Source organism: Candidatus Leptofilum sp. (assembly GCF_965223525.1).
Classification (GTDB): domain Bacteria; phylum Chloroflexota; class Anaerolineae; order Promineifilales; family Promineifilaceae; genus Leptofilum.
In genome coordinates this window covers 1,236,905-1,255,999 of record NZ_CBDCWX010000004.1, presented here as the reverse complement: position 1 = coordinate 1,255,999, position 19,095 = coordinate 1,236,905, and the positions used below count along the sequence as shown (strand labels likewise).

The 19,095-nt window shown below is 55.3% G+C and carries 15 protein-coding genes; 9 read left to right on the top strand and 6 right to left on the bottom strand.

Translation table 11 applies throughout. The features are described 5' to 3' along the window. Window positions 1-110 precede the first annotated feature (110 nt). Window positions 111-3,254 (bottom strand): O-antigen ligase family protein, encoded by a 3,144-nt coding sequence (locus ACOQPM_RS05465; protein WP_420628220.1) that lies wholly within the window; start codon window positions 3,252-3,254, stop codon window positions 111-113. Window positions 3,255-3,393: 139 nt separating this feature from the next. Here ACOQPM_RS05465 and ACOQPM_RS05460 point away from each other — a divergent pair, with 139 nt between their 5' ends. From ACOQPM_RS05460 to ACOQPM_RS05425, 8 genes are all read left to right on the top strand, one after another. Continuing rightward, a complete protein-coding gene (locus tag ACOQPM_RS05460; protein ID WP_420628219.1) occupies window positions 3,394-4,038 on the top strand; it encodes a hypothetical protein in 645 nt (214 codons plus the stop codon). A 132-nt stretch (window positions 4,039-4,170) separates the two neighbouring features. Further along, window positions 4,171-4,839 carry an AAA family ATPase gene (locus ACOQPM_RS05455; protein ID WP_420628218.1) on the top strand — a complete coding sequence of 223 codons (669 nt, stop codon included), beginning with the start codon at window positions 4,171-4,173 and terminating at the stop codon, window positions 4,837-4,839. After that, complete coding sequence (locus tag ACOQPM_RS05450) at window positions 4,823-5,731, top strand: diacylglycerol/lipid kinase family protein (protein WP_420628217.1); 909 nt, start codon at window positions 4,823-4,825, stop codon at window positions 5,729-5,731. Before ACOQPM_RS05455 ends, ACOQPM_RS05450 begins: the two co-directional genes overlap by 17 nt. Before the next feature lie 178 nt (window positions 5,732-5,909). Next, entirely contained in the window at window positions 5,910-6,968 is a 1,059-nt protein-coding gene (locus ACOQPM_RS05445) for a hypothetical protein (protein ID WP_420628216.1), read from the top strand. 125 nt (window positions 6,969-7,093) lie between these two features. Further along, window positions 7,094-8,158 (top strand): low-specificity L-threonine aldolase, encoded by a 1,065-nt coding sequence (ltaE, locus tag ACOQPM_RS05440; RefSeq protein ID WP_420628215.1) that lies wholly within the window; start codon window positions 7,094-7,096, stop codon window positions 8,156-8,158. Further along, window positions 8,143-11,427, top strand: coding sequence for a protein kinase domain-containing protein (locus tag ACOQPM_RS05435; RefSeq protein ID WP_420628214.1), 3,285 nt, complete (start codon window positions 8,143-8,145; stop codon window positions 11,425-11,427). The genes ltaE and ACOQPM_RS05435 overlap by 16 nt, the downstream gene beginning before the upstream one ends. 77 nt (window positions 11,428-11,504) lie before the next feature. After that, window positions 11,505-12,119, top strand: coding sequence for a DinB family protein (locus tag ACOQPM_RS05430; RefSeq protein ID WP_420628213.1), 615 nt, complete (start codon window positions 11,505-11,507; stop codon window positions 12,117-12,119). A gap of 26 nt (window positions 12,120-12,145) precedes the next feature. Next, the gene (locus ACOQPM_RS05425) at window positions 12,146-12,772 is read left to right on the top strand and encodes a hypothetical protein (RefSeq protein ID WP_420628212.1); all 627 of its coding nucleotides are present in this window, start codon (window positions 12,146-12,148) and stop codon (window positions 12,770-12,772) included. A gap of 63 nt (window positions 12,773-12,835) precedes the next feature. Here the strand turns inward: ACOQPM_RS05425 and ACOQPM_RS05420 are convergent, their stop codons facing one another. After that, complete coding sequence (locus tag ACOQPM_RS05420) at window positions 12,836-13,507, bottom strand: winged helix-turn-helix transcriptional regulator (protein WP_420628211.1); 672 nt, start codon at window positions 13,505-13,507, stop codon at window positions 12,836-12,838. 266 nt (window positions 13,508-13,773) lie between these two features. Here ACOQPM_RS05420 and ACOQPM_RS05415 point away from each other — a divergent pair, with 266 nt between their 5' ends. Continuing rightward, window positions 13,774-14,592, top strand: a complete 819-nt coding sequence (locus ACOQPM_RS05415; RefSeq protein WP_420628210.1) for an alpha/beta fold hydrolase — start codon at window positions 13,774-13,776, stop codon at window positions 14,590-14,592. Window positions 14,593-14,763: 171 nt separating this feature from the next. Here ACOQPM_RS05415 and ACOQPM_RS05410 read toward each other — a convergent pair whose 3' ends face one another. From ACOQPM_RS05410 to ACOQPM_RS05395, 4 genes are all read right to left on the bottom strand, one after another. Then, a complete protein-coding gene (locus ACOQPM_RS05410; RefSeq protein WP_420628209.1) occupies window positions 14,764-15,006 on the bottom strand; it encodes a sarcosine oxidase subunit delta in 243 nt (80 codons plus the stop codon). An 83-nt stretch (window positions 15,007-15,089) separates the two neighbouring features. Further along, window positions 15,090-16,298: an FAD-dependent oxidoreductase gene (locus ACOQPM_RS05405; protein ID WP_420628208.1), complete on the bottom strand. Its 1,209-nt coding sequence runs from the start codon at window positions 16,296-16,298 to the stop codon at window positions 15,090-15,092. Beyond that, complete coding sequence (locus ACOQPM_RS05400) at window positions 16,291-16,695, bottom strand: hypothetical protein (RefSeq protein ID WP_420628207.1); 405 nt, start codon at window positions 16,693-16,695, stop codon at window positions 16,291-16,293. Before ACOQPM_RS05400 ends, ACOQPM_RS05405 begins: the two co-directional genes overlap by 8 nt. After that, a complete protein-coding gene (locus tag ACOQPM_RS05395) occupies window positions 16,682-18,883 on the bottom strand; it encodes a glycine cleavage T C-terminal barrel domain-containing protein (protein ID WP_420628206.1) in 2,202 nt (733 codons plus the stop codon). Before ACOQPM_RS05395 ends, ACOQPM_RS05400 begins: the two co-directional genes overlap by 14 nt. Window positions 18,884-19,095: the final 212 nt, after the last annotated feature.

Genomic DNA, 19,095 nt, shown 5'->3' with positions numbered 1-19,095 from the left:
GCCGTTTAGCAGGCTGCCCGTGCCACAGTAAAAAACACCGCTCATTTGGGGAAGTTACGCTAATTTTCCTCGAATTGCAGACCTGTCAGGTTTATTCGAGATGGAGATGTTTACTCTTGAAAACCGGATGGGTCTCTAAAGGCATTTTCTTGCAGCCAAACGGCCGTTCCCAGCAGCAAATAAAAGGCAAAGGCCAAATCTACCAGGAAGAAACTGTGATCTACCAGCCCGTGAAATACCATGTCTGCTAAAGCGGCAGCTAGGCCAACAACCACTGGCAGCCACTCTCCCGAGATGCGCGGGCGCAGTTGCCACAGCACCCGCGCCAACGTGCCAATAAGCCACAGCCCAATGAGCAGCCCCGGCAGGCCAAGGCGCGTAGCAAAATCCAGAAAGAGGTTGTGCGGATGGCTCAGATTGGGGTCGCGCCAGGCGGACTCTAAAATGTAGCGGCCACGATATTCATACAGGAAATTGTCTAATCCCACGCCAAACCAGGGGTGGTCAGCGATTATGTTGAGGCTGGCTTGCCACAGGCTTAGGCGAAAGACGCCTGTTTCCCCGGTGAGGCTGAGGCGGCCAGCCAACGCGGGAATTTGCTCGATGGCTAGCAGCCCGGCGACCCCCGTTGCCCCAAAAGCCAGCAGCCACGGCCAGGTTTTACGGCCATTCACCCGCTGCCATTGCCAAAAAATAACCACAAATGCGGCGGGCAGCCCCAAGAATAAGCCACCCTTGCTGAAGGTGAGCAAAAAGGCCAGCAGGGTGGGGATGAGAACGGCCGTATAGAGCCACCACCTTTTGCCGTGAACCTGCTTACTGCCGAGCAGCGTCATCGCGCCCAACAGCGGCACAAGTCGCCCCAGGTAAAGCGCGACATTGTTGGGCGAGCCATAGATAGATTTCAGGCGCAGCAGGCCACCCTCGGCGGTGATGAGCTGGTCGCGGGCAAACCCGATTTGCCACAGGCCATATGCGGCAACGACCAACCCACCCAGCACAAAGCCATCCAGGATGCGCCACATTTCGCTGGCTTTGGGCCTGGTTCCGCGCAGCACCCAGTAAAACAGGGCCGGTTCCAAAATGACCACGCGCCATTCGTTGCTGGCGACGTCCAGGCGGTTGGTGAAGAAGAGGGTGGCGGTAGCAATGGTTGTGAGTGCGATGACGCCGTAATCAGTGATCAGTATTCGGTAATCAGTAATTGGTAAACGGTTGTGTTGTTTGAAGCGTTGCAGGTAAGTGGTGAAGCGGTTGAAGGCGTAGGCGGCGAAGGTGACGAGGGTGAACACCTCAATCGGTGAAAAGCGGTAGTTGAGGATGGGTTTGGGCAGGGGTGGCACGTAGAACGGGAAGCAAAAGGCGATGAGCACCAATCCCCAAACAGGTCGCCAGTAGAGCAGTACGAATAAAACAACAAGGGCGGTGGTGTAAATAAAAAATGTTGGCGTGACGTAATAAATGGAGGCGACGGCCGCAGTTAGGGCCAGTTGGCTGCCATCTCCCAGGCGGCGGTAGAGGCCGCCCATCTGCTCGGCCCAAGTAAACCAGCCTGCCAGCAAAACGAGGGCGGCAGTAACGGCCGTTACTCCCAATTGCCAGCTTGCATTCAAAGCGGTAAATCGCTCTCGCTGGCGGCGAAACCAGGCGGGCCAACCTGCCCGCCATCCAATTCGTATAGCCAGTATGAATGAGAGAACGGCCGTACCCAGCAAAATCCCCATTCCCCAGCGATACCAGGCATCCGCGGGCTGGTAGCCCACGCTGAAACCGTTCAGCGCCCACTGGTCCCAGCCACGCGAGGCGACAATTTCGGCAGTATGTACGCCGGGCGGCAGGTTGCGGGCAACCCATTCGGTGGCGATGTAGTCGTCGCTTTTTACCGCTGAGGTGAGGATGAGCATCGCGCCGTTTTCGTCGCGGGGCAGGGCGTTAGCGGGTTGTCCATCTATGGTGATGTAGAAGCGGGCGCGAAAGTTGGCGCGGCGCACTCGCAGCCCCAAATCGGTGCCGTAAAAGGTAAAGGTCACTTTGTCGCCCAGCAGCACACCGTCTGGCTGCTGGCCAATGTCTGCACCAAATTCGGGCGAGAATTCCCAGTTGCCTTCGTAAATTTGGGCAGGATGGTTCGGTTGGGCAAGGTGGAAGCCGGGCTGGGCAACCGCTGGGTTTTGGGTGTTGAGGTGGTTTTGCAGGGCAACGGCCGTTTCTGACCCAGCCACGCTAAAGCCCCAAATTGGATCATCGGCTGGGGCATCTGGCTGCCAATTTTCTAAAAAGGCAACGCCCAGCCAGGGCCACTCCAGGCGGGCGCGTTCCAGGGCGGCGATGGTGTAATCTGCCTGCTGCGCCGCACTCACGTCTCCCCAGATGGAAGGATTGCCCGGCCAAGCGGCAGGCAGGCTGTTCCAGCCCCAATTGCCTGCCCAAATTGCTTTACGGCCGTCGCCGTTGCGTGTCATCACCTCCCGCAGCAAAATGACCCGGCTGAAGTTTAGTGTCTCATTATTCACAGTGCGATCATCTGGCGAACTGTCGAAGCCGTAGGGCTTGGCAGCGACAATGTCAAAAGCGTCGGCCACGCCCGTTTCGTATAGCTGTTGCAAGAAAAGGTGGTCGGCTAGGTTGTTGGGGCCGGTTTCTGTGGTGGGAGCCAGCGGCGCAGCCACAATCACGGCGTCGCTGTCCGCGCTGCGGATGGCGTTGGCAGCGGCGCTCAGGAGTGCGCCATAGTCGTCGGGATTGGGTGGCTGATTGCCCCAGTGGCTGGCCAGATTAGGTTCATCCCAGATGATGTAGAACTGGATGGCGTCACCGTAACGCTGGGCAAATTCGTTGGCAAACTGGGCGAAAACGGCCGTTTCCATCGGTGCAAAATCAGCAGCGGGGTTGCCGTCTAGCAGGGGGACGAGGGTGAGGTTGTGTTGGGAAACGGCCGTAACTAACCGATCCGCTTTCTCCCAATCAAAATCCTCGCTGAAATAAAAAGGCTGCTTCACAAACTGGATGCCCAAATCAGAAATTTGCTGCAGATTTTCGGCCAGAGCCGCATCGTCGTACTGGTTCAGGTAAACATTCAGGCCAGGCTGCACGCCGCCGTAGTTAATAGGCTCTGGCAGATCAGCAGTTAGCCCCCGCGTAAGAAAATTGTGCCGTAGCTGCAAGCCCCCCACCGACAGGAGGGCGACAAACCCCAAAAGGAGCCAGAACAAGGTAAGCCATCGGGCGCGTTGCGGATTTTGCACACTGTTCATGCGCCTGATTTTGCCATGCCTCTAATTTAGTGCAACTATGTTGCCTCAACGTTTTGGCTACGGGAACTTTAGCCTGCTTTGGCAAAATTCAACTTTCTCTACTAAACTTGTGTCACGTCAACTCGTAGAGTTCAGGCTTATGTATCCAGAAGATCACGTCTTGGTTGTGTATGTGCCACAGTCAGCAGACTTTGAAATTATACAAACCAGCGGATGGTATCGAATTCCTCAGAAGCACGCACCTAAAGGGCTTCATGCGGAATATTTTGCTTTTTACTTTGGACGGCGGTTTGGGCAGGAAAAGTGGGCCATCCATTATTTTGCGCCGCAGCTTGGCAACGAGCTAACCACGCGCCTGGCGCTCTTTCCAGATCAGCCAGACCATCCGCGCGCGCAAGAGATGTATTACAAAGTGCAGCTTGGGCCGTTGCAAAAGTTGCCGCAGCCCATCGTCAGCTTGCGCTGGCGTCGGATTACTTTTTTGCACAGTACCTGGGATAGATTTCAGGATGCGACTGAAATAAATGATCTGTTTGTAGATGGTGAGCCGTATGTAGATCGGCTGTACGCAACACTTAAAGAGAAGGGCATCCAGGCGGAGCGCAACTACACCATCCGTGAACGGGGGGTGCAGTATGTGCTGCCGCTGGTAGTATTTTGTAAGAACGGCCGTATTGACCTCACCCAGGCGCAAATTCAACAAAAACAAGACGATCCGGCACAACTTGCCCAGGAAATTGCCAATTTTGTTTCGGCTGTCGAAGATGAAGACCCGCTTCTATAACTGTAATAATCATCTTAATAGTTGCAATTCACTATTGAGGCATCGTTTAGCTACCCACAAAAAGCTTTATAATGTAGCGAATTACAGAAAAATCACACTTCTTTATTCTAAGCAGTTCTGTCTATAACCTTCATGTATTTACACAGCATCGTAAGCGATATTGACGATTTATTACCTGAGTCTCCCTTTGTGCGGGATGGCGGCAGCTTGTTGATGATGGTTGGCTTGCCCGGCACCGGAAAATCATCTGTGGTTGAGGGGTTGGCTCAATTTATGCCCTTTGTTGTGGTAAGCACAGACGGTATCCGCCTCCATTTACGCAATCAGCCAACCTATACGGCCGCTGAGATGATGCTTGTTTATGAAGTCTGTTACGCCATTATCGAGTCTCGTCTGCGCGAAGGGCAGCGGGTCATTTTTGACGGCTCCAACTATCTGGCGGCCCGCCGTGAACATTTGCTGAAGATCGGCAATCGGGCTGGGGCACCGGTGGCTGTTTGCTACGTGCAGGCGGCGCAGGAAACTATCCGGGAGCGGCTTTTTCGGCGGAACAGCGGCCAGCGGCGAGAATCCGATTTGTCAGATGCGGATTGGTCTGTGTATAAATGGATGGTAGAAGCTCAGGAACCTGTGGTGGGTGAGCATCTTATTTTAGATACAACCGATACGCCGCCGAACGTATTGGCGGAAAAATTATTTTACTACTGGCTGAAGTGTGAAGAGACCGGCGCAAGCGACCCTGATATACAATCCTCTAGCTGGGCCCGCCAATTTAGCAGCGCCGATGGCCTTGGTCGCTGACCTGTGGCAGGCGCGTGGCTGGCGCGTCAACATCCAGCCAACCCAAGCCCCCGGACACGCAACTGAATTAGCCCAACAAGCCGCTGCCGCTGGTGAGCAGCTCGTTTTTGCTGCGGGTGGCGACGGCACTCTGGGGGAGGTTGCCAATGGGTTAGCCGGTACAGACACGGCGATGGCACCATTGCCGGTAGGAACGGCCAACTCCTTTGCGCGGGAGCTAAATATGCCACTGCCGCTGTTTCGGGGGCGGCATCAGTTGCTCAAGGGAGCCAGCTTATTGCTAAACGGCCGTATTCACCGCATGGATCTAGGCTACACAACCAACGGCAAGGGAAACGGCCGTTACTGGCTGTTGTGGTCCGGGGCGGGGGCAGATGGCTATTTGGTGGAACATATCGAGCCGCGCCCCAAATGGTCCAAAAAGCTAGGGCGGGTGGGCTACATGCTGCAAGGCATTGCCCTCAGCCGCAAAGTGCCTGCCGTAGAAGCCAGGGTGGAGATAGACGGCCGTCTCTTCAAAGATCATTATTTGTTGGCGCTGGTTAGCAACTGTCGCCTGTATGCAGGTGGAGGTATCACCTTGAGTCCACAGGCCAAGCTGGATGATGGTTTATTTGAAGTGTGGCTCTTCCAGGGGGAGCGCATTTACAAAATGTTTCAGTATGGGGCACTGATGAAGGCTGGGCGGCGGGATTATCCGGGGATGGAAATGGTGTACGGCCGTTCCATCACCATTCACACCACGCCTACCATGCCTTGCCAAACTGATGGTGAACCGAGTGGCTATACGCCCATTACTTGCACCCTCAAGCCGGGTGCGCTGCGCCTTTTAGTGCCAGCTTCTGCCCCGCACGACTTATTCCAGCAGCCGGGCATTCCCCTAAAACTGTAAACAGTATTTGTGTCTACCACAGCATCACTGAAGAAGTTCAACTTTTAACAAAAGTTGAACTTCTGGTTTTCTACACTCTTTTTGTGCCAATTGCTTTACAAAACATAGACAGTATTGTAATATATTGACAATACCAAAACAAACGAAAGCAATTGTTCACTTGGTAAGGAGCAAGTTTGTGACTACAAACGTACAATCAAATAAAAAAACAACTGAAACTAAAGTGATGACTAGTTCCAAAGCCTTATGGGCTGGGGTCATTTTTAGCTTCCTATTTACTGGCCTAATCTGGCTGTTACGTGGTGCTTTGCCCCAAGTAGATTTTCTACCAGATACAGGGTTTGAACATTATTATTGGAAGCTCCCTGAGCCGACCTTTTGGACACGCGCAACCGCCTGGGGGGGCTATTTGCTGCATCAGGTAGCTATGTGGGGACTCATCTACTACGCTCAAAAGAACAAAGCAAAATACACAAGTGGCCTTCACGGTTTTAACGTGATAGCACTAGGTGTAAACGCTCTTTTCATTATGGTACATCTGTTTCAGACTATTTTCTTCTATGATGGTTTAGCACAAGACGTATCCATAGTAAGCTCTCAAGGGTCGGTTATTCTGATGCTCGTCATGGTTTTGCTAATGGAAAACCAACGCCGAGGTCTTTTCTTTGGTAAGAAAATTGGTTTTCTTAAGGAATCTGCTCGTGTTGCCAGAAAGTATCATGGTTATATTTTTACTTGGGCGGTCATTTACACCTTTTGGTACCACCCCATGGAATCTACGCTGGGTCACTTATTAGGCTTTATTTACACCTTTTTTCTGATGGTGCAGGGTAGCTTGATGTTCACTCGTGCACACCTGAATAAATGGTGGACATTTATGCTGGAATTTTCTGTTTTGGTACACGGAACGCTTGTTGCCGTGCAAACCAACACGATATGGCCCATGTTTTTCTTTGGTTTTGCCGCATTATTTGTGGTAACGCAAATGTATGGCTTGGGCTTCAACAAGTATTGGCGCTGGGGATTTATTGCGGCATACATTGCAGGAGTTGTGATTGTTTACAGCAGCCGGGGGTGGGCTAATGTGAGTGAGATCATACGGATTCCGGTTGTAGAATATTTGCTAGTCTTTGTGCTGGCGGGGATTATTTGGCTCATTATGCGATTGGTTGGCTTGTTTACGGGTCGCGTGCGGAACCAACGTATTTCGAGTCAAGCGACAGCTTCTGGCGATTAACCTTTAGCCGCTGCTGCCGAAAGTTTGCTGACGGCCGTTTTCTACACATTTGGGAAGCGGCCGTTTTTTCTTGCCACAACTCGTCTGCTGTTTGCTAAAATTGCAATATTACGTAAACTTCACGCATGGACAGGATTGACTTTCGCTCCGACACGGTTAGCTGGCCCACCCCAGCCATGCGCCAAGCGATGGCCAATGCGCCTATCGGGGATGATGTGTATGGCGAAGACCCTACCGTCAACAAGCTGGAAGCGTTAGCTGCTGAGATGGTAGGTAAGGAAGCCGGGCTATTTGTGGCCAGCGGCACGATGGGCAATCTAGCGGCTATTTTGGCACACGGCCGTCGCGGCGACGGCGCCACTGTGGGCAACGATTCTCACACCTTTCGCGCCGAAGCGGGTGGCATGGCGGTGCTGGGCGGCATCGTGCCGAACCCGCTGCCGACTGATCTGTACGGCCGTATGGATTTAGCAGCTGTCGAAGCGGCCGTTTACCCTGATGACCCCCACTACCCCAACAATCGCCTCATTTTGGTAGAAAATAGCTACGGAGCCAAAGGCGGCTATCCCATCGAACCGGACTATTTCCAGCAAATTCGCCACATTGCAGACCAAAACGGGTTGATTGTGCACATGGACGGGGCACGTTTGTTTAATGCGGCCGTTGCGCTAAACCTGAATCCCAAAGAAATTACCCAGCACGTTGATTCTGTTACCTTTTGTTTGAGCAAAGGGCTGTGCGCCCCGGTTGGCTCCGTGCTGTGCGGCTCGGCAGAATTCATTCAACAGGCCCGCCGTGCTCGCAAGCTGGTGGGCGGGGCGATGCGGCAGGCTGGCGTGATGGCGGCTGCGGGCATTGTGGCCCTCACCGAGATGGTAGAGCGACTGGCTGATGACCATGCTCACGCCAAAATGCTGGCTGAGAGGCTGGCAGAAATGCCCAGCCTGATTGTGCAACCAGAGCTGGTCAAGACCAATATGCTCTATTTTGAGCTGGCCGAATCGGCCCCTGTGACTCCAAAACAGTTTGTTCGGCGGCTGCGCGACGAGGCCAATATTTGGCTGTCTGATGGCTATTCCCGTCGTTTTCGAGCCGTGACACATTACTGGATTCAGGAAGCTGACGTAGCGTTATTTGTGCGGACTGCACGCGCCATTTTGCAGGTGGAGGGAAGATGTCTAACACGCTGATCGGTCACACAATAAACGGCCGTTACCGGCTAGAATCCTTGCTTGGCGATGGCGGCATGGGCACCGTTTACCGCGCCTATGATGTGAACCTGGATCGCCAGGTGGCACTTAAGCTGATGCACGCCCACTTTGCCCGGCAAGAAGAGTTCCGCAAACGCCTTATCCAAGAAGCCCGCACTGCTGCCCAGCTAGACCATCCCTCCGTTGTGCAAATTTACGACTTTGGCGACTCCCCCGAAGGTCTGTTCATCGCCATGGAATTTGTGAACGGCGGCAGCTTGCGTGACCATTTGCGGCGGCTGCAGCGGATGCGTAAATTTTTGCCGCTGGCCCAAAGCCTGCAAATTGGTGCCCAAATTGCCGAAGCCCTCGACTACGCTTACCGGCGTGGCATTGTGCATCGAGACATCAAGCCGGGCAACATCATGCTCAAGCGGCTCAACCGCCCCGACGAGCCAGACGAACAGCCATTCCGCGCCCTGCTCACCGACTTTGGCCTGGTGAAGCTGCAAGAAGGCTCTCGACTGACCCAAAGCGGCACCACTTTAGGCACGCCTACCTATATGTCCCCAGAGCAGTGCAAGGGAGACCCATTAGACGGCCGTGCCGATTTGTACGGGCTCGGTGTGGTGTTGTACGAACTATTCACCAATCGCCTGCCGTTTGAATTCAAAACCTTGTCAGATGCTATTGCCGTGCATTCTCGTGGCGAAATGCCCACTCCCGCCCGCGAAATCCGCAGCGATATTCCGGCCATCATTGATACCATTTTGGTGCGTTCGCTAGCCAAAGAGCCAGATGATCGGTACGCTGATGGGGCCGAGATGGCCGATGGTTTGCGTAGCGCGATGGTGGCTCTGGAAGGTGCGCCCACGCAGGTGATGTTGCGTGAAGAGATGAACATTTTGGAGCGCGTGGCCGAGCCTCCGCCGGGGCATGAACTTATTATCAACACGCCGGGGCATCCCGCCAGCACCGTACCGCTAACGCAATCGGTCATTACGCTGGGTCGCCACGCCGATAACGAGATTGTACTGCCCGCTGAGGGCGTTTCGCGCCACCATTCACGGCTGCAAGCCACGGCACTGGGTTGGGAACTAGTGGATTTGGGCGGCATCAACGGCACCTTTTTGAATGATCGTCGCCTACGGGCCGAAGATCCCACGCCGGTTGCGCCCGGTTCGCGCATTCGCATTGGGCCGTATGAGCTCACGCTGCAAGGGCCAGAGATTGCCGTTTTTGAGCAAGAGGCGCCAACGTATCAGCAGGAACGGCCGTCCCTCGGCGGCACGACCCCGCAAATGACCCCCACCCAAATTGCCACTGCCGAACCGCTGGGGCTTTTCTTACCCACCGACCAAATTACGGTGGACCCAGGCCAGCAGGTGCAGTTTAAGGTGGAAGTGGTCAACCGCAGCCCGGTGGATGACCGGGTGAGCGTGCGCGTTCAAGGATTGCCGGGCAATTGGGCGATGCCGCCGGGCGAGTTCCGTGATTTGCCAGCCGGCGAGACGATTCAGCTTGACATTACCATACGGCCGCCCAAGCACCGCAGCACCCCCACTGGACGGCAGCGGTTCCGCATTGAGCTGGTTTCTCAGCAGCATCCCACTGTGAAGACCGGCACATCTGCCTCACTTATCATTGGCACATTTGTGGCTTTTGAAGCCAACATGCAGCCAAACCAGGTGCGATTGCCGGGTAGCGTGACGGTGTCGGTGCACAACACGGGCAATGCGCCGGGCGATTTCAGCGTGGTGGCACGGGATCGGCAGAGCAGCTTGCGCTTTAAAGGAGAGCGTGGCCGCATTCGGCTGCAACCAGGGCAGGTGGCCAATGTGGAGCTGGCACTAGAGGCAGAACGGGCTAGCTGGCTGGGCAGTGGTGAACTGCATCCTTTTGAAGTGGCAGTGGCTTCGGCCGCTGGTGGACGGCAAACGATGTCTGGCGAAGCGCAGGCGGGGTCTACCATTCCGCCTTGGCTGATGTACGCCTTTATTTTCATCGTGACGTTTGCTTGCTTCATTGGCTTTTTGGCATTGGTTTTTGGCGACAATGGCTTTTTTGGACGCACGAGTGGCGCGACGGCAACGGTGACTGTGGATGTGGCAGGGACGGAAACGGCCGTTGCTGGTAACAATTTCCAAACAGTGACGGCCATCGCCGCCACGGCTGCCATTGAAGGGGATGCCGATGGAGATGGGTTGAGCAATGCTCAAGAAATCAACATCGTGCAAACAGACCCGAACAATCCCGACACCGACGGGGATGGCCTTAACGATGGAGATGAGTCTCTAACATATGGAACCGAGCCGCTTCAGCCTGATACAGATTCTGATGGGCTTTTAGATGGTGAAGAGATTGATTTAGGGACAGATCCTAAAAATCCAGATACAGATGGAGATGGGGTTCTAGATGGTGTTGAAACCATCCTGAATACGGATCCATTAGCAACACCTATCGTGACAGAGACACCATCTGCTACTGCGACCCCGTCCACCCCAACCGTTACGTTTACGCCTTCCAACACGCCGCAGCCCTCCACAACGCCAACATCTACCCACACCCCCACGCTGACGAACACACCGCCACCGTCGTCTACACCCACCAACACGGCAACGCCAACCAGTTCACCCACGCCAACGCAATCGCCGACGGCCACCAACACGCCCACAATTACCCCCACGGCCACCAACACGCCGCTGCCGAACCCGCAACTAAGCTGCATTGTTACGCCACCAACCATTGACGGCATCTTTAATCCTGCCGAATGGACAAGTACCCCGCTTATTGAGTTCTTCCCGCCCGACAACAGCAGTGATTTGGTGCAGGTTTACTTTACCCGGGATGCCACAAATCTCTATTTGGCATTCCTCATTAACGATCCGACTGTGGATCAGTCGGACGCTATGCGTCTCTACTTTGACACGACGGGAAACCAAGGTGATCCGGATACGGCCGATCGCTTCTTCTTTGTGGTGCGAGACGGTACGGCACAGGTGCAGGCTGGCATTGGCTCTAACAGCGATGGCAACGCTTGGGACACCAATTACAGCAGCAGCAACTGGACGGCCGAAATTGGTGAGCAGACTGGCCAATGGGTTGTCGAACTGCAAATTGATGCTTCGGCAGAAATGGGCTCATTGGGCAATCCCTTTGGGATGATGTCGCAAGTGTTGTTCATTGGCGATATAGCCGTTTGGCCAGAGGGTGGTGGCTCTAACAACCCAGACACCTGGCAATTTGTGGATAACGTGAGCTGTCAATAAGGATTTTGTAGCTTTCCCTACGTTTAGGAATAGGTTGAGTGGTACAATTTGAACATGCGATTTCTTCAAGAAATCGCATGTTTTTTTGGAAACTTGAAGACAAAGGATATGAATTGATGCTAGATTTTACCCCAGTTCGGAATAAAGAGGTGAGTTACGCGGAGTTGGCGGCTGATTTAACGGTGGCCGATTTGCGCGCGTTGACAAATGAAATTATTGATTACCAGCTTGGTTTGCTGGCAGATTGCACGGATGCGGATGTGGTTTTTGAGCCGATTGACTCTAATGCCGACGATCCCTATGCTGAGGACAAGGCAGACACCGATTTGGCCTGGAATTTGGGGCATCTGGTTGTGCATGTCACGGCTTCTTCGGAAGAGGGGGCAGCGTTGGCGGCAGAGATGGCGCGGGGGGTGGTTAGAGACGGCCGTTCCCGCAGTGAAGTCCCCTGGGAAACCGTGAAAACCATCGCACAATGCCGCCAACGACTAGAAGAAAGCCGCCGGATGCGGCTGGCCAGCCTGGATATGTGGCCAGATGAACCGTATTTGGACAACAAGGTAACGCCCTGGGCGTCGGTGGGCGAGATTGATGCGTACGGCCGTTACATTCTTGGGTTGGCGCATGAGCAAGGGCATCTGCCACAAATTGAAGATGTGATTGCCCAAGCAAAGGCCGCGCGCGGCGCGTAATTTTTTACCGCAGAGGACGCGGAGGGATGAAATCGCGCTGGTTGGCGTTCGCTCAAGGTTTGGGAATTGAAGCTGCTGCTGAGGAAGTTTGGCTCGGTTTGGCGGCGGCATATGGGGCAGACGGACGTTTTTACCACAACCTTCAGCACATCGAACACGCGCTAGATGTGGCGACGCAGTTGCAGGATTTGGCTGGGGATTTTACGGCCGTTCAGCTTGCCATCTGGTTTCATGATGTGGTGTACGACCCGCGCCGCAGCGACAATGAAGCGGAAAGTGCCGCTTACGCCGAACGCGTTTTGCCACCACTGGGCGTGCCAGACGCGCTGCTGACCAAAGTGCGTGACCTCATTTTAGCGACAAAAACACACGAAACGGCCGTTGCCAACCCGGACGTGTGGGTAATGCTAGACGCAGATTTAGCTATCTTGAGCGCACTGCCTGCCCAGTACGACGCCTATGCTCAAGCGATTCGGCAGGAGTACAGTTTTGTGCCGGATGAGGCGTATATGGTGGGGCGAACGGCCGTCCTGCAAAAATTCCTGGCGCGCTCACCGTTTTACTTTACGGAGCAAATGCGGGCGTGGGGGGATACGGCCGTAGTGCGTAACCTGTCATGGGAAATTGAGCAGCTAGGGGAGGGGAAACCCTAAAAATATTGCGTATTTCGTATTGCGTAGAAGGCTGATACGCAATACGAAATACGCAATAGAAATTCACATCGGCTCAAATTCAGCAGCAAATTGGTCGAAAAAAGTGGTAGCCTGCTCAACCATGCCTTGTTGAATTTGTAGTTCCTCATTGGCCAACGCATCTGCGACGGTGATGTAGCCGACGATGAGACCCATATAAACGGCCGTTTCTGCCAGCAATACCAGCTCCGCCTGCGGCCAACTGCCAAAGCCAAGCGCCGTCATTTGCCCGTTTTCGATGGCACAGTGGAACACATCCTGCTGGGTGCGGAACTCAACCGCGCCACTGTAGCTGCTCACGGCTTCCCGCTTGAAGAATTTGCTCAATGCGCCCATTGTGGAGCTGGCAGGGACAAACTGGTCTTCGTCTGGGGGGTAGCGTAGGAACGCCACGCCCAGATTGGTGAGGGCGCGGATGATGGGGATGAGGCTGAGACGGCCGTATTCCGTCAATTCATACACCGAGGAGGCGGCCGGAGGAGGCAGTTTGCGCTGTTGAATCAGATTTGCGGCTTCCAGCTCCTTCAACCGCTGTGCTAATAAGTTGGTTCCCAACCCCGGCGTGCCGCGCAAAATATCAGTGTAGCGTCGTTCCCCAAAAATAAGCTCCCGAATAATCATTAGCGTCCAGCGTTCCCCAATGAGGTCTAACGAGGCCGATAAAGCGCACACCTGATTGTATTTTCGCTTGTTCATGTGCCAAAGTATAGCTCCCTTGCCCACAAAATACAATTTATCGTAGTGGAAAAAACGAATAAATTAGTACTTGCTTTAATTGTATATAGTAAATACAATAAATGTCATTCCGAGTGCAACGAGGAATCTTTCATCTTTGTGTGGTAGAAAGATTCCTCACTTCAGCCTGCCCTGAGCGAAGCCGAACGGGTTCGGAATGACATCTTTAAGAAACTTCTGTAACAGAGTATTGAGCCGCGAAATTGTGATTTACGCAGGAGGCAGGAATGAAATTTCACCTAAAAGATTTGTCGTTGCATTATCGTGTGGAGGGTGAGGGGGTGCCGATTTTGCTGCTGCACGGCCGTCCCACCGATCATGAGGCGATGGTGGGGGCATTTGAGCCAATTTTTAGCGAGCGAACTGGTTATCGGCGCATTTACGTGGATTTGCCGGGGATGGGACGAACCAGCGGCGGTAGCTGGCTGATGGGCAACGACGATGTGGTGGACGTGCTTCTGCAATTTATGGACAGTTTAGTGGGGGAACGGCCGTTTCTCATCGCAGGCTTTTCTTACGGTGGCTACATTGCCAGGGGCATTTTGTACAAGCGCATGGCGCAGGTGGCTGGCCTGATGCTACTCGTGCCAGCGGTAACGCCCGGTGAGGATATCCAGCTACCAGAGCCGCGTATCTTTGGCCATGACACAGCCCGCTTCAACCAATACCCCCAGCCGCTGGTAGACCGCTTTGCGCCGCTGGTGGTGGCGCATGATACGGCCGTCATAGATCGTCTTGGCGAAATTTTGGGTGGCCTGCAAAGGGCTGACCAGGTGACCTTGGCGCGAATTGGCGAAAATTACAAATTTCCCTTTGCAGTAGACGATCTGCCTGAACCGTTTGAGAAACCCGTGCTGATTTTTACAGGCAGGCATGATGCCGTCATTGGCTACGAAGAAGCAGGCGATCTGGCTAAAACCTATCCCCGCGCCACCTACATCACGCTGGATCGCGCCGGACACGCCGCCCATCTGGAACAAGCGGCCGTTTTTAATTTGCTGGTTCACGAATGGCTAGATCGGGTTGAGGAATCCTTGAGAAGTTGAGGGCGGATCACGGCCGTTCTGCCATCCTCCTCCTCTGTTGTAAAAAATAGAGTGGTGGAACGGCCGTTTTCTTTAGGTTGCTAATTTATGAACACAGAGGGTTTGAATTTCCCTGTGTAACTCCGTGTTGACTCCGTGAATCTCTGTGCCCCAAAAAAATTTCAAAATCACTTAATTTTCAGATAGCACTTCGTCAGTGCAGGTGTCGCGGTGGAGGTAGACCCAGCGGCGGCAGCCATAGGTGTGGAACCACGCCTCGCGCTGCGGGCCTTCTGGGTTGTTTAGCATAAATGCCCGGTCAATATCCCGCTCGTCTGGGTCAGTGATGCTCTTCGGCACGTCGAACACCTCACCGTAGGCAAACTCTTCAAGCGGCCGTTCGCCGCAATGTGGGCAGGGAATTTGGATGCTCATTTTTTTCTCCGTAAGCAAGTTGGCGAGTTTGCCAGTAGGCAAGTTTTTGAATCTACTCGCCACTTGCAGACTCACCTACTCGCTCAATGCGTTCCCGCCGAGCCGCGATCGGCCATGGTGCGGTCTTTGGCGAAGCGGTCTAGCGTGAACGGGGCGATCAGTTCTGGCGTTTTGCCTGTGGCGATGAGTTGGGCCATCTGCTCGCCACCTGCGGGGATGGCCTTGAAGCCCCAGGTGCCCCAACCCGTGGTGATAACAAAGCCATCCACTCCTGTGAAGCCCATGATGGGCGAATAATCCGGGCTCATGTCGCAGATGCCGGTCCATTGGCGCAGGATGCGTAGCTGGCGCAAAAAGGGCAGCATGGTCATGGCGCGATGGGCGCACGTTTGCAAAAAGTGATGGCCAGAACGGTAGGAGTAGCTCGGCTGGCGATCAATCTCTGCCCCAATGAGCATTTCGCCCCGGGCGGTTTGCGACACATAAGTCAACAGGCTGGTGGAGGCGACGATGGGGTGGAAGGTGCGCTCGTAATGGTTGGTGACAAAGGCTTGCAGTGGATGGGTGCGAATGGGCAGACGCAACCCAGCCATCGCCGCCAGGCTAGTAACATGCCCACCAACTGCACTCATGACGATGTTGGCGTGTATGGGGCCTTTGTTGGTTTCTACCCCAATAACGCGGTCACCGGATTTGATGAGATTGGTAACGGCCGTTCGTTGGTGAATATGCACGCCCCGCTTCATCGCGCCCTCGGCCAACGCCCAATTGACGCGATCGTGCCGCGCCGTAGCCGCTTCGGGATGGTAGGAGCCGCCCATTACGGGCCACACGCCGCCGCCCGTTAAATCAACTTCCGGGGCGATTTCCTGAATCTCTTTGGGGGTGACAAACATTGTTTTGGCGCCAAAAGCAGTATTAAGGGCGGCGCGGGCTTTTTCGGCACGGATGCCCGTCTCGCTGTGCGTCATCCACAAAATGCCCTTCTGCTTGTGCATGATCCACCGCTCGGTTTCCGCCTCCAGTGTTTGGTAAAGCTCCACGCTGTGCTGGTAAAAGCGCACGGCTTCCGGGATGCCGTAGTTGGAGCGGATAACGGTGGTGTTACGGCCAGAGTTGCCCCCGCCGATATATTTGCGCTCCAGCACGGCCACGTTGGTGATGTTGTGGCGCGTGGCCAAATAGTAAGCCGTCGCCAGCCCATGCCCACCGCCGCCAACGATGATCACATCGTAGCTTTTCTTTGGCTCGACCCATTTGAAGTTGACTAATTTTTCTTGGAATTCATTCATTATTAGCTTCCATTCGTTCGGCGAATTCGGCGGCGTAGGGGGCGGGGACGATGAACAGCACCTGGTCGTCGTCCAGCCACAGCTTGGCGGGGATGCCTGCTATTGCCCCCTGAGCAAATGTGGGACGGCCGTTCGGAATTTCCCACTCACAGCTATGCGCTAAAAATGCTGCGGCTTCGGCAGCGGGCAGCCACGTGCCAGCAAAGCCCCCCTCGCGGACGAGAATAGCATGTGGATCGTGCGCCGTGATAATCGTCTCATCTTGCAGCGGTGGGGTGATAAATAGCTCGTCGGCGGCAAAGCGGAGCGCCAGAGAGCTTTGCGGAATATCGGCACTGTCTAGCGCGTGGGGTGTGGCCACGATGCGCGTGGCGGCGATGCGTTTAAGCTCTGGCACGGGTGGCCTCCTTGTCGTAAAAGGGAACGGGAACGCGGCGGGCGGGACGGCCGTCTATCGTCACCTCTTCTGGTAAAATGCCATCAAAATAGTAAAGCCACCCCAGCATCACCACCTTGCCCAGCACGGGGGAGTAGGTGCTGGAGGTCACATGCCCGGCAAAGTCGCCCTCGTGCCACATCACCGCGCCCTCGATGGGAGCGGGGCCGTCTGGCATCTCCAGACCCACCAGCATTTTATCTAGCTCAATTTTGTTGGTGCGGCCTACGGCATGGCGGCCAATGAATTCGGGCTTGTCCAGCTTCACCGCCCAATTGTGGTGGATACGCCGCGCCGTCGAGTCAAAATCGGTGTCTTGCCCGACGATGATGTGTCCTTTTTCCAGGCGCAGGCGGAGGAGCGTTTCCAGGCCGTGCGGCCGTATGCCAAATTCTTGCCCCAGTTCCAGCAGCGTGCGCCATAGCGCCACCGACTGTTCGGCGGGATGGTGCAGTTCGTAAGACAGCTCGCCCGTAAAGCTAAGACGGAAAATCTGGCAAGGCACGCCAGCTACCTCTGCTTTTCGGTGGCCTAGCCAGCCGGGTGGATTTTCTAGCCCCGCTTTTGCCAGCAGCTTTTTGGCCAGTGGCCCCGTCACGTTAATTGCGCCCAAAGACATGGTTTGGTGCAAGATGCGCACGTCCATCCCCCAACTGGCTGCCCAATCGCGCAGCCACATCTCCGAATGACTCACGCCTCCGCTGGTGAAGGTAAGCGTGTAGCGCGTGTCGCTCTCTTTGCAAATCATGCCGTCGTCGAAGACGTAGCCCCGTTCATTGAGCAGGAGGGCGTAGCGGGAACGGCCGTCCTTAATCGTGGCAACCTTCGTGGGGTACATCCGCTCTAAAAATGGCAGCGCATCGGGGCCGGAGATGATCATCTTGCCCAGCGTGCTTACGTCCATGATGGAGACCGCTTCGCGCACGGCCCAATATTCGCCGTCCGGGTCGCCGTAAGTCCAGGGTCGCCACCAGCCGCCGCTGCGCTCCATCTGCGCCCCCAGGCGACGATGTTCTGCGTCCAGCGCGGTGCGGGCCATGGCGTGATGGTGTGCGCCCGCCGACACCTCGCCGATGGTGAGCTGCCGGGAGACGGGGCGCGCCGTGAACGATGGTTGGAGCGTTTTCCCCTTTTTCAGCAAAAAACTGCGTAAATATGGCAGGCAAACCGACCCCTGGCAGGTGCCGGTTCCGGCCAGCGTGGCCCGCTTGACCAGCTCCATCTCGTGGAAGCCCTGCTCCCAAACCGCTTCTAAAGCAGCGACGGAGACGCCTTCACAGGGGCAAACCATCCCCTCGCTGGGGCAGGTGGGGATGTCGGAGTTGCGGGCGGCATCGCCGACGGCGCGCACGGGCAAATCGTGTCCCATCCGCAGCAGGGCATTGCGGGGATGCAGGCCGAGTCCGAGAACGGCCGTATCGCATTCATACCTGTGTTCTTGCCCGTCTTCGGTTTGGGTGATGACGGTGTGGAGACGGCCGTTTGTTCCCTCAAAGCGCAGCAGCTCACCGACTGCCACCTCGCACGCGATGCCCGTGGGCGGTGTACCAACGGCCACCACGCGCCCCAAATCGAGACCTGCCTGCGCCAGCTTCTCGGCGGCGCGGCTGGTGAGCAAGCCTGCCAGGTCAGACCCTGGCACGATGGGCATGATCTCTGCCGCGCCCGTGGCCACGATGATTTCGTCGTGGGCGTGAACATGCAGCGTTTCCGTCTCGGCGCGAGCCACCACCAGTGGCCCGGCGTAAATGCCAATGGCTTCCTGCCCGTTGGCCGCTTCCAGCACAATCACGCGCTTGCCAGCGGCTGCGGCCGAGGCAGAAGCCGCCTGCCCTGACGCGCCCCCGCCGATGACAACCACATCGCAAAACAGATTGCGGGCTGGCACAGCGGGTTTGGCGCGATCTTCCTCTGGCAGCGGCGGGTACTTTTGCAGATGATGACGCTGTATGACTGTGCCGGGTTTGGCGGCCGTTTGGCAGGTACGCACATAGCTCACGCCATCCACCGTGGCCAGGCAGTTGTTGCAGTCGCCGCCCAGACACAAACAACCACCTCCCGTCGGCTGAATGCCTGCCCGCAGCATGGCGATCAGCAGAGAGTCACCGGGTTCGTAGGGGAGCGGCCGTTCATCTACAATCAGTCGCATACGGTTGTTCCTTCAAGTTTGGGTTGGGTTTACGAATTTGCGCGTATGTTACCACTTTTGCCGGGAGGACGCGATGGTTTATTGTTGCTGAGTGGGTTAAACTGCGGCACACAATTCACTGTTTTGCATTTTTCCGTAAATTTATGTTGGAAGGATCATAGGTAAAAAGTGTGCATCAATGTGACAGTCACTTCAAAAGTGACTGTCACTTA

Coding starts and splice junctions, on each gene's coding strand:
- ACOQPM_RS05465 (WP_420628220.1), bottom strand. CDS start 3,254: ATGAACAGTGTGCAAAATCCGCAACGCGCCCGATGGCTTACCTTGTTC.
- ACOQPM_RS05460 (WP_420628219.1), top strand. CDS start 3,394: ATGTATCCAGAAGATCACGTCTTGGTTGTGTATGTGCCACAGTCAGCA.
- ACOQPM_RS05455 (WP_420628218.1), top strand. CDS start 4,171: ATGTATTTACACAGCATCGTAAGCGATATTGACGATTTATTACCTGAG.
- ACOQPM_RS05450 (WP_420628217.1), top strand. CDS start 4,823: ATGGCCTTGGTCGCTGACCTGTGGCAGGCGCGTGGCTGGCGCGTCAAC.
- ltaE (WP_420628215.1), top strand. CDS start 7,094: ATGGACAGGATTGACTTTCGCTCCGACACGGTTAGCTGGCCCACCCCA.
- ACOQPM_RS05435 (WP_420628214.1), top strand. CDS start 8,143: ATGTCTAACACGCTGATCGGTCACACAATAAACGGCCGTTACCGGCTA.
- ACOQPM_RS05430 (WP_420628213.1), top strand. CDS start 11,505: ATGTTTTTTTGGAAACTTGAAGACAAAGGATATGAATTGATGCTAGAT.
- ACOQPM_RS05425 (WP_420628212.1), top strand. CDS start 12,146: ATGAAATCGCGCTGGTTGGCGTTCGCTCAAGGTTTGGGAATTGAAGCT.
- ACOQPM_RS05420 (WP_420628211.1), bottom strand. CDS start 13,507: ATGAACAAGCGAAAATACAATCAGGTGTGCGCTTTATCGGCCTCGTTA.
- ACOQPM_RS05415 (WP_420628210.1), top strand. CDS start 13,774: ATGAAATTTCACCTAAAAGATTTGTCGTTGCATTATCGTGTGGAGGGT.
- ACOQPM_RS05410 (WP_420628209.1), bottom strand. CDS start 15,006: ATGAGCATCCAAATTCCCTGCCCACATTGCGGCGAACGGCCGCTTGAA.
- ACOQPM_RS05405 (WP_420628208.1), bottom strand. CDS start 16,298: ATGAATGAATTCCAAGAAAAATTAGTCAACTTCAAATGGGTCGAGCCA.
- ACOQPM_RS05395 (WP_420628206.1), bottom strand. CDS start 18,883: ATGCGACTGATTGTAGATGAACGGCCGCTCCCCTACGAACCCGGTGAC.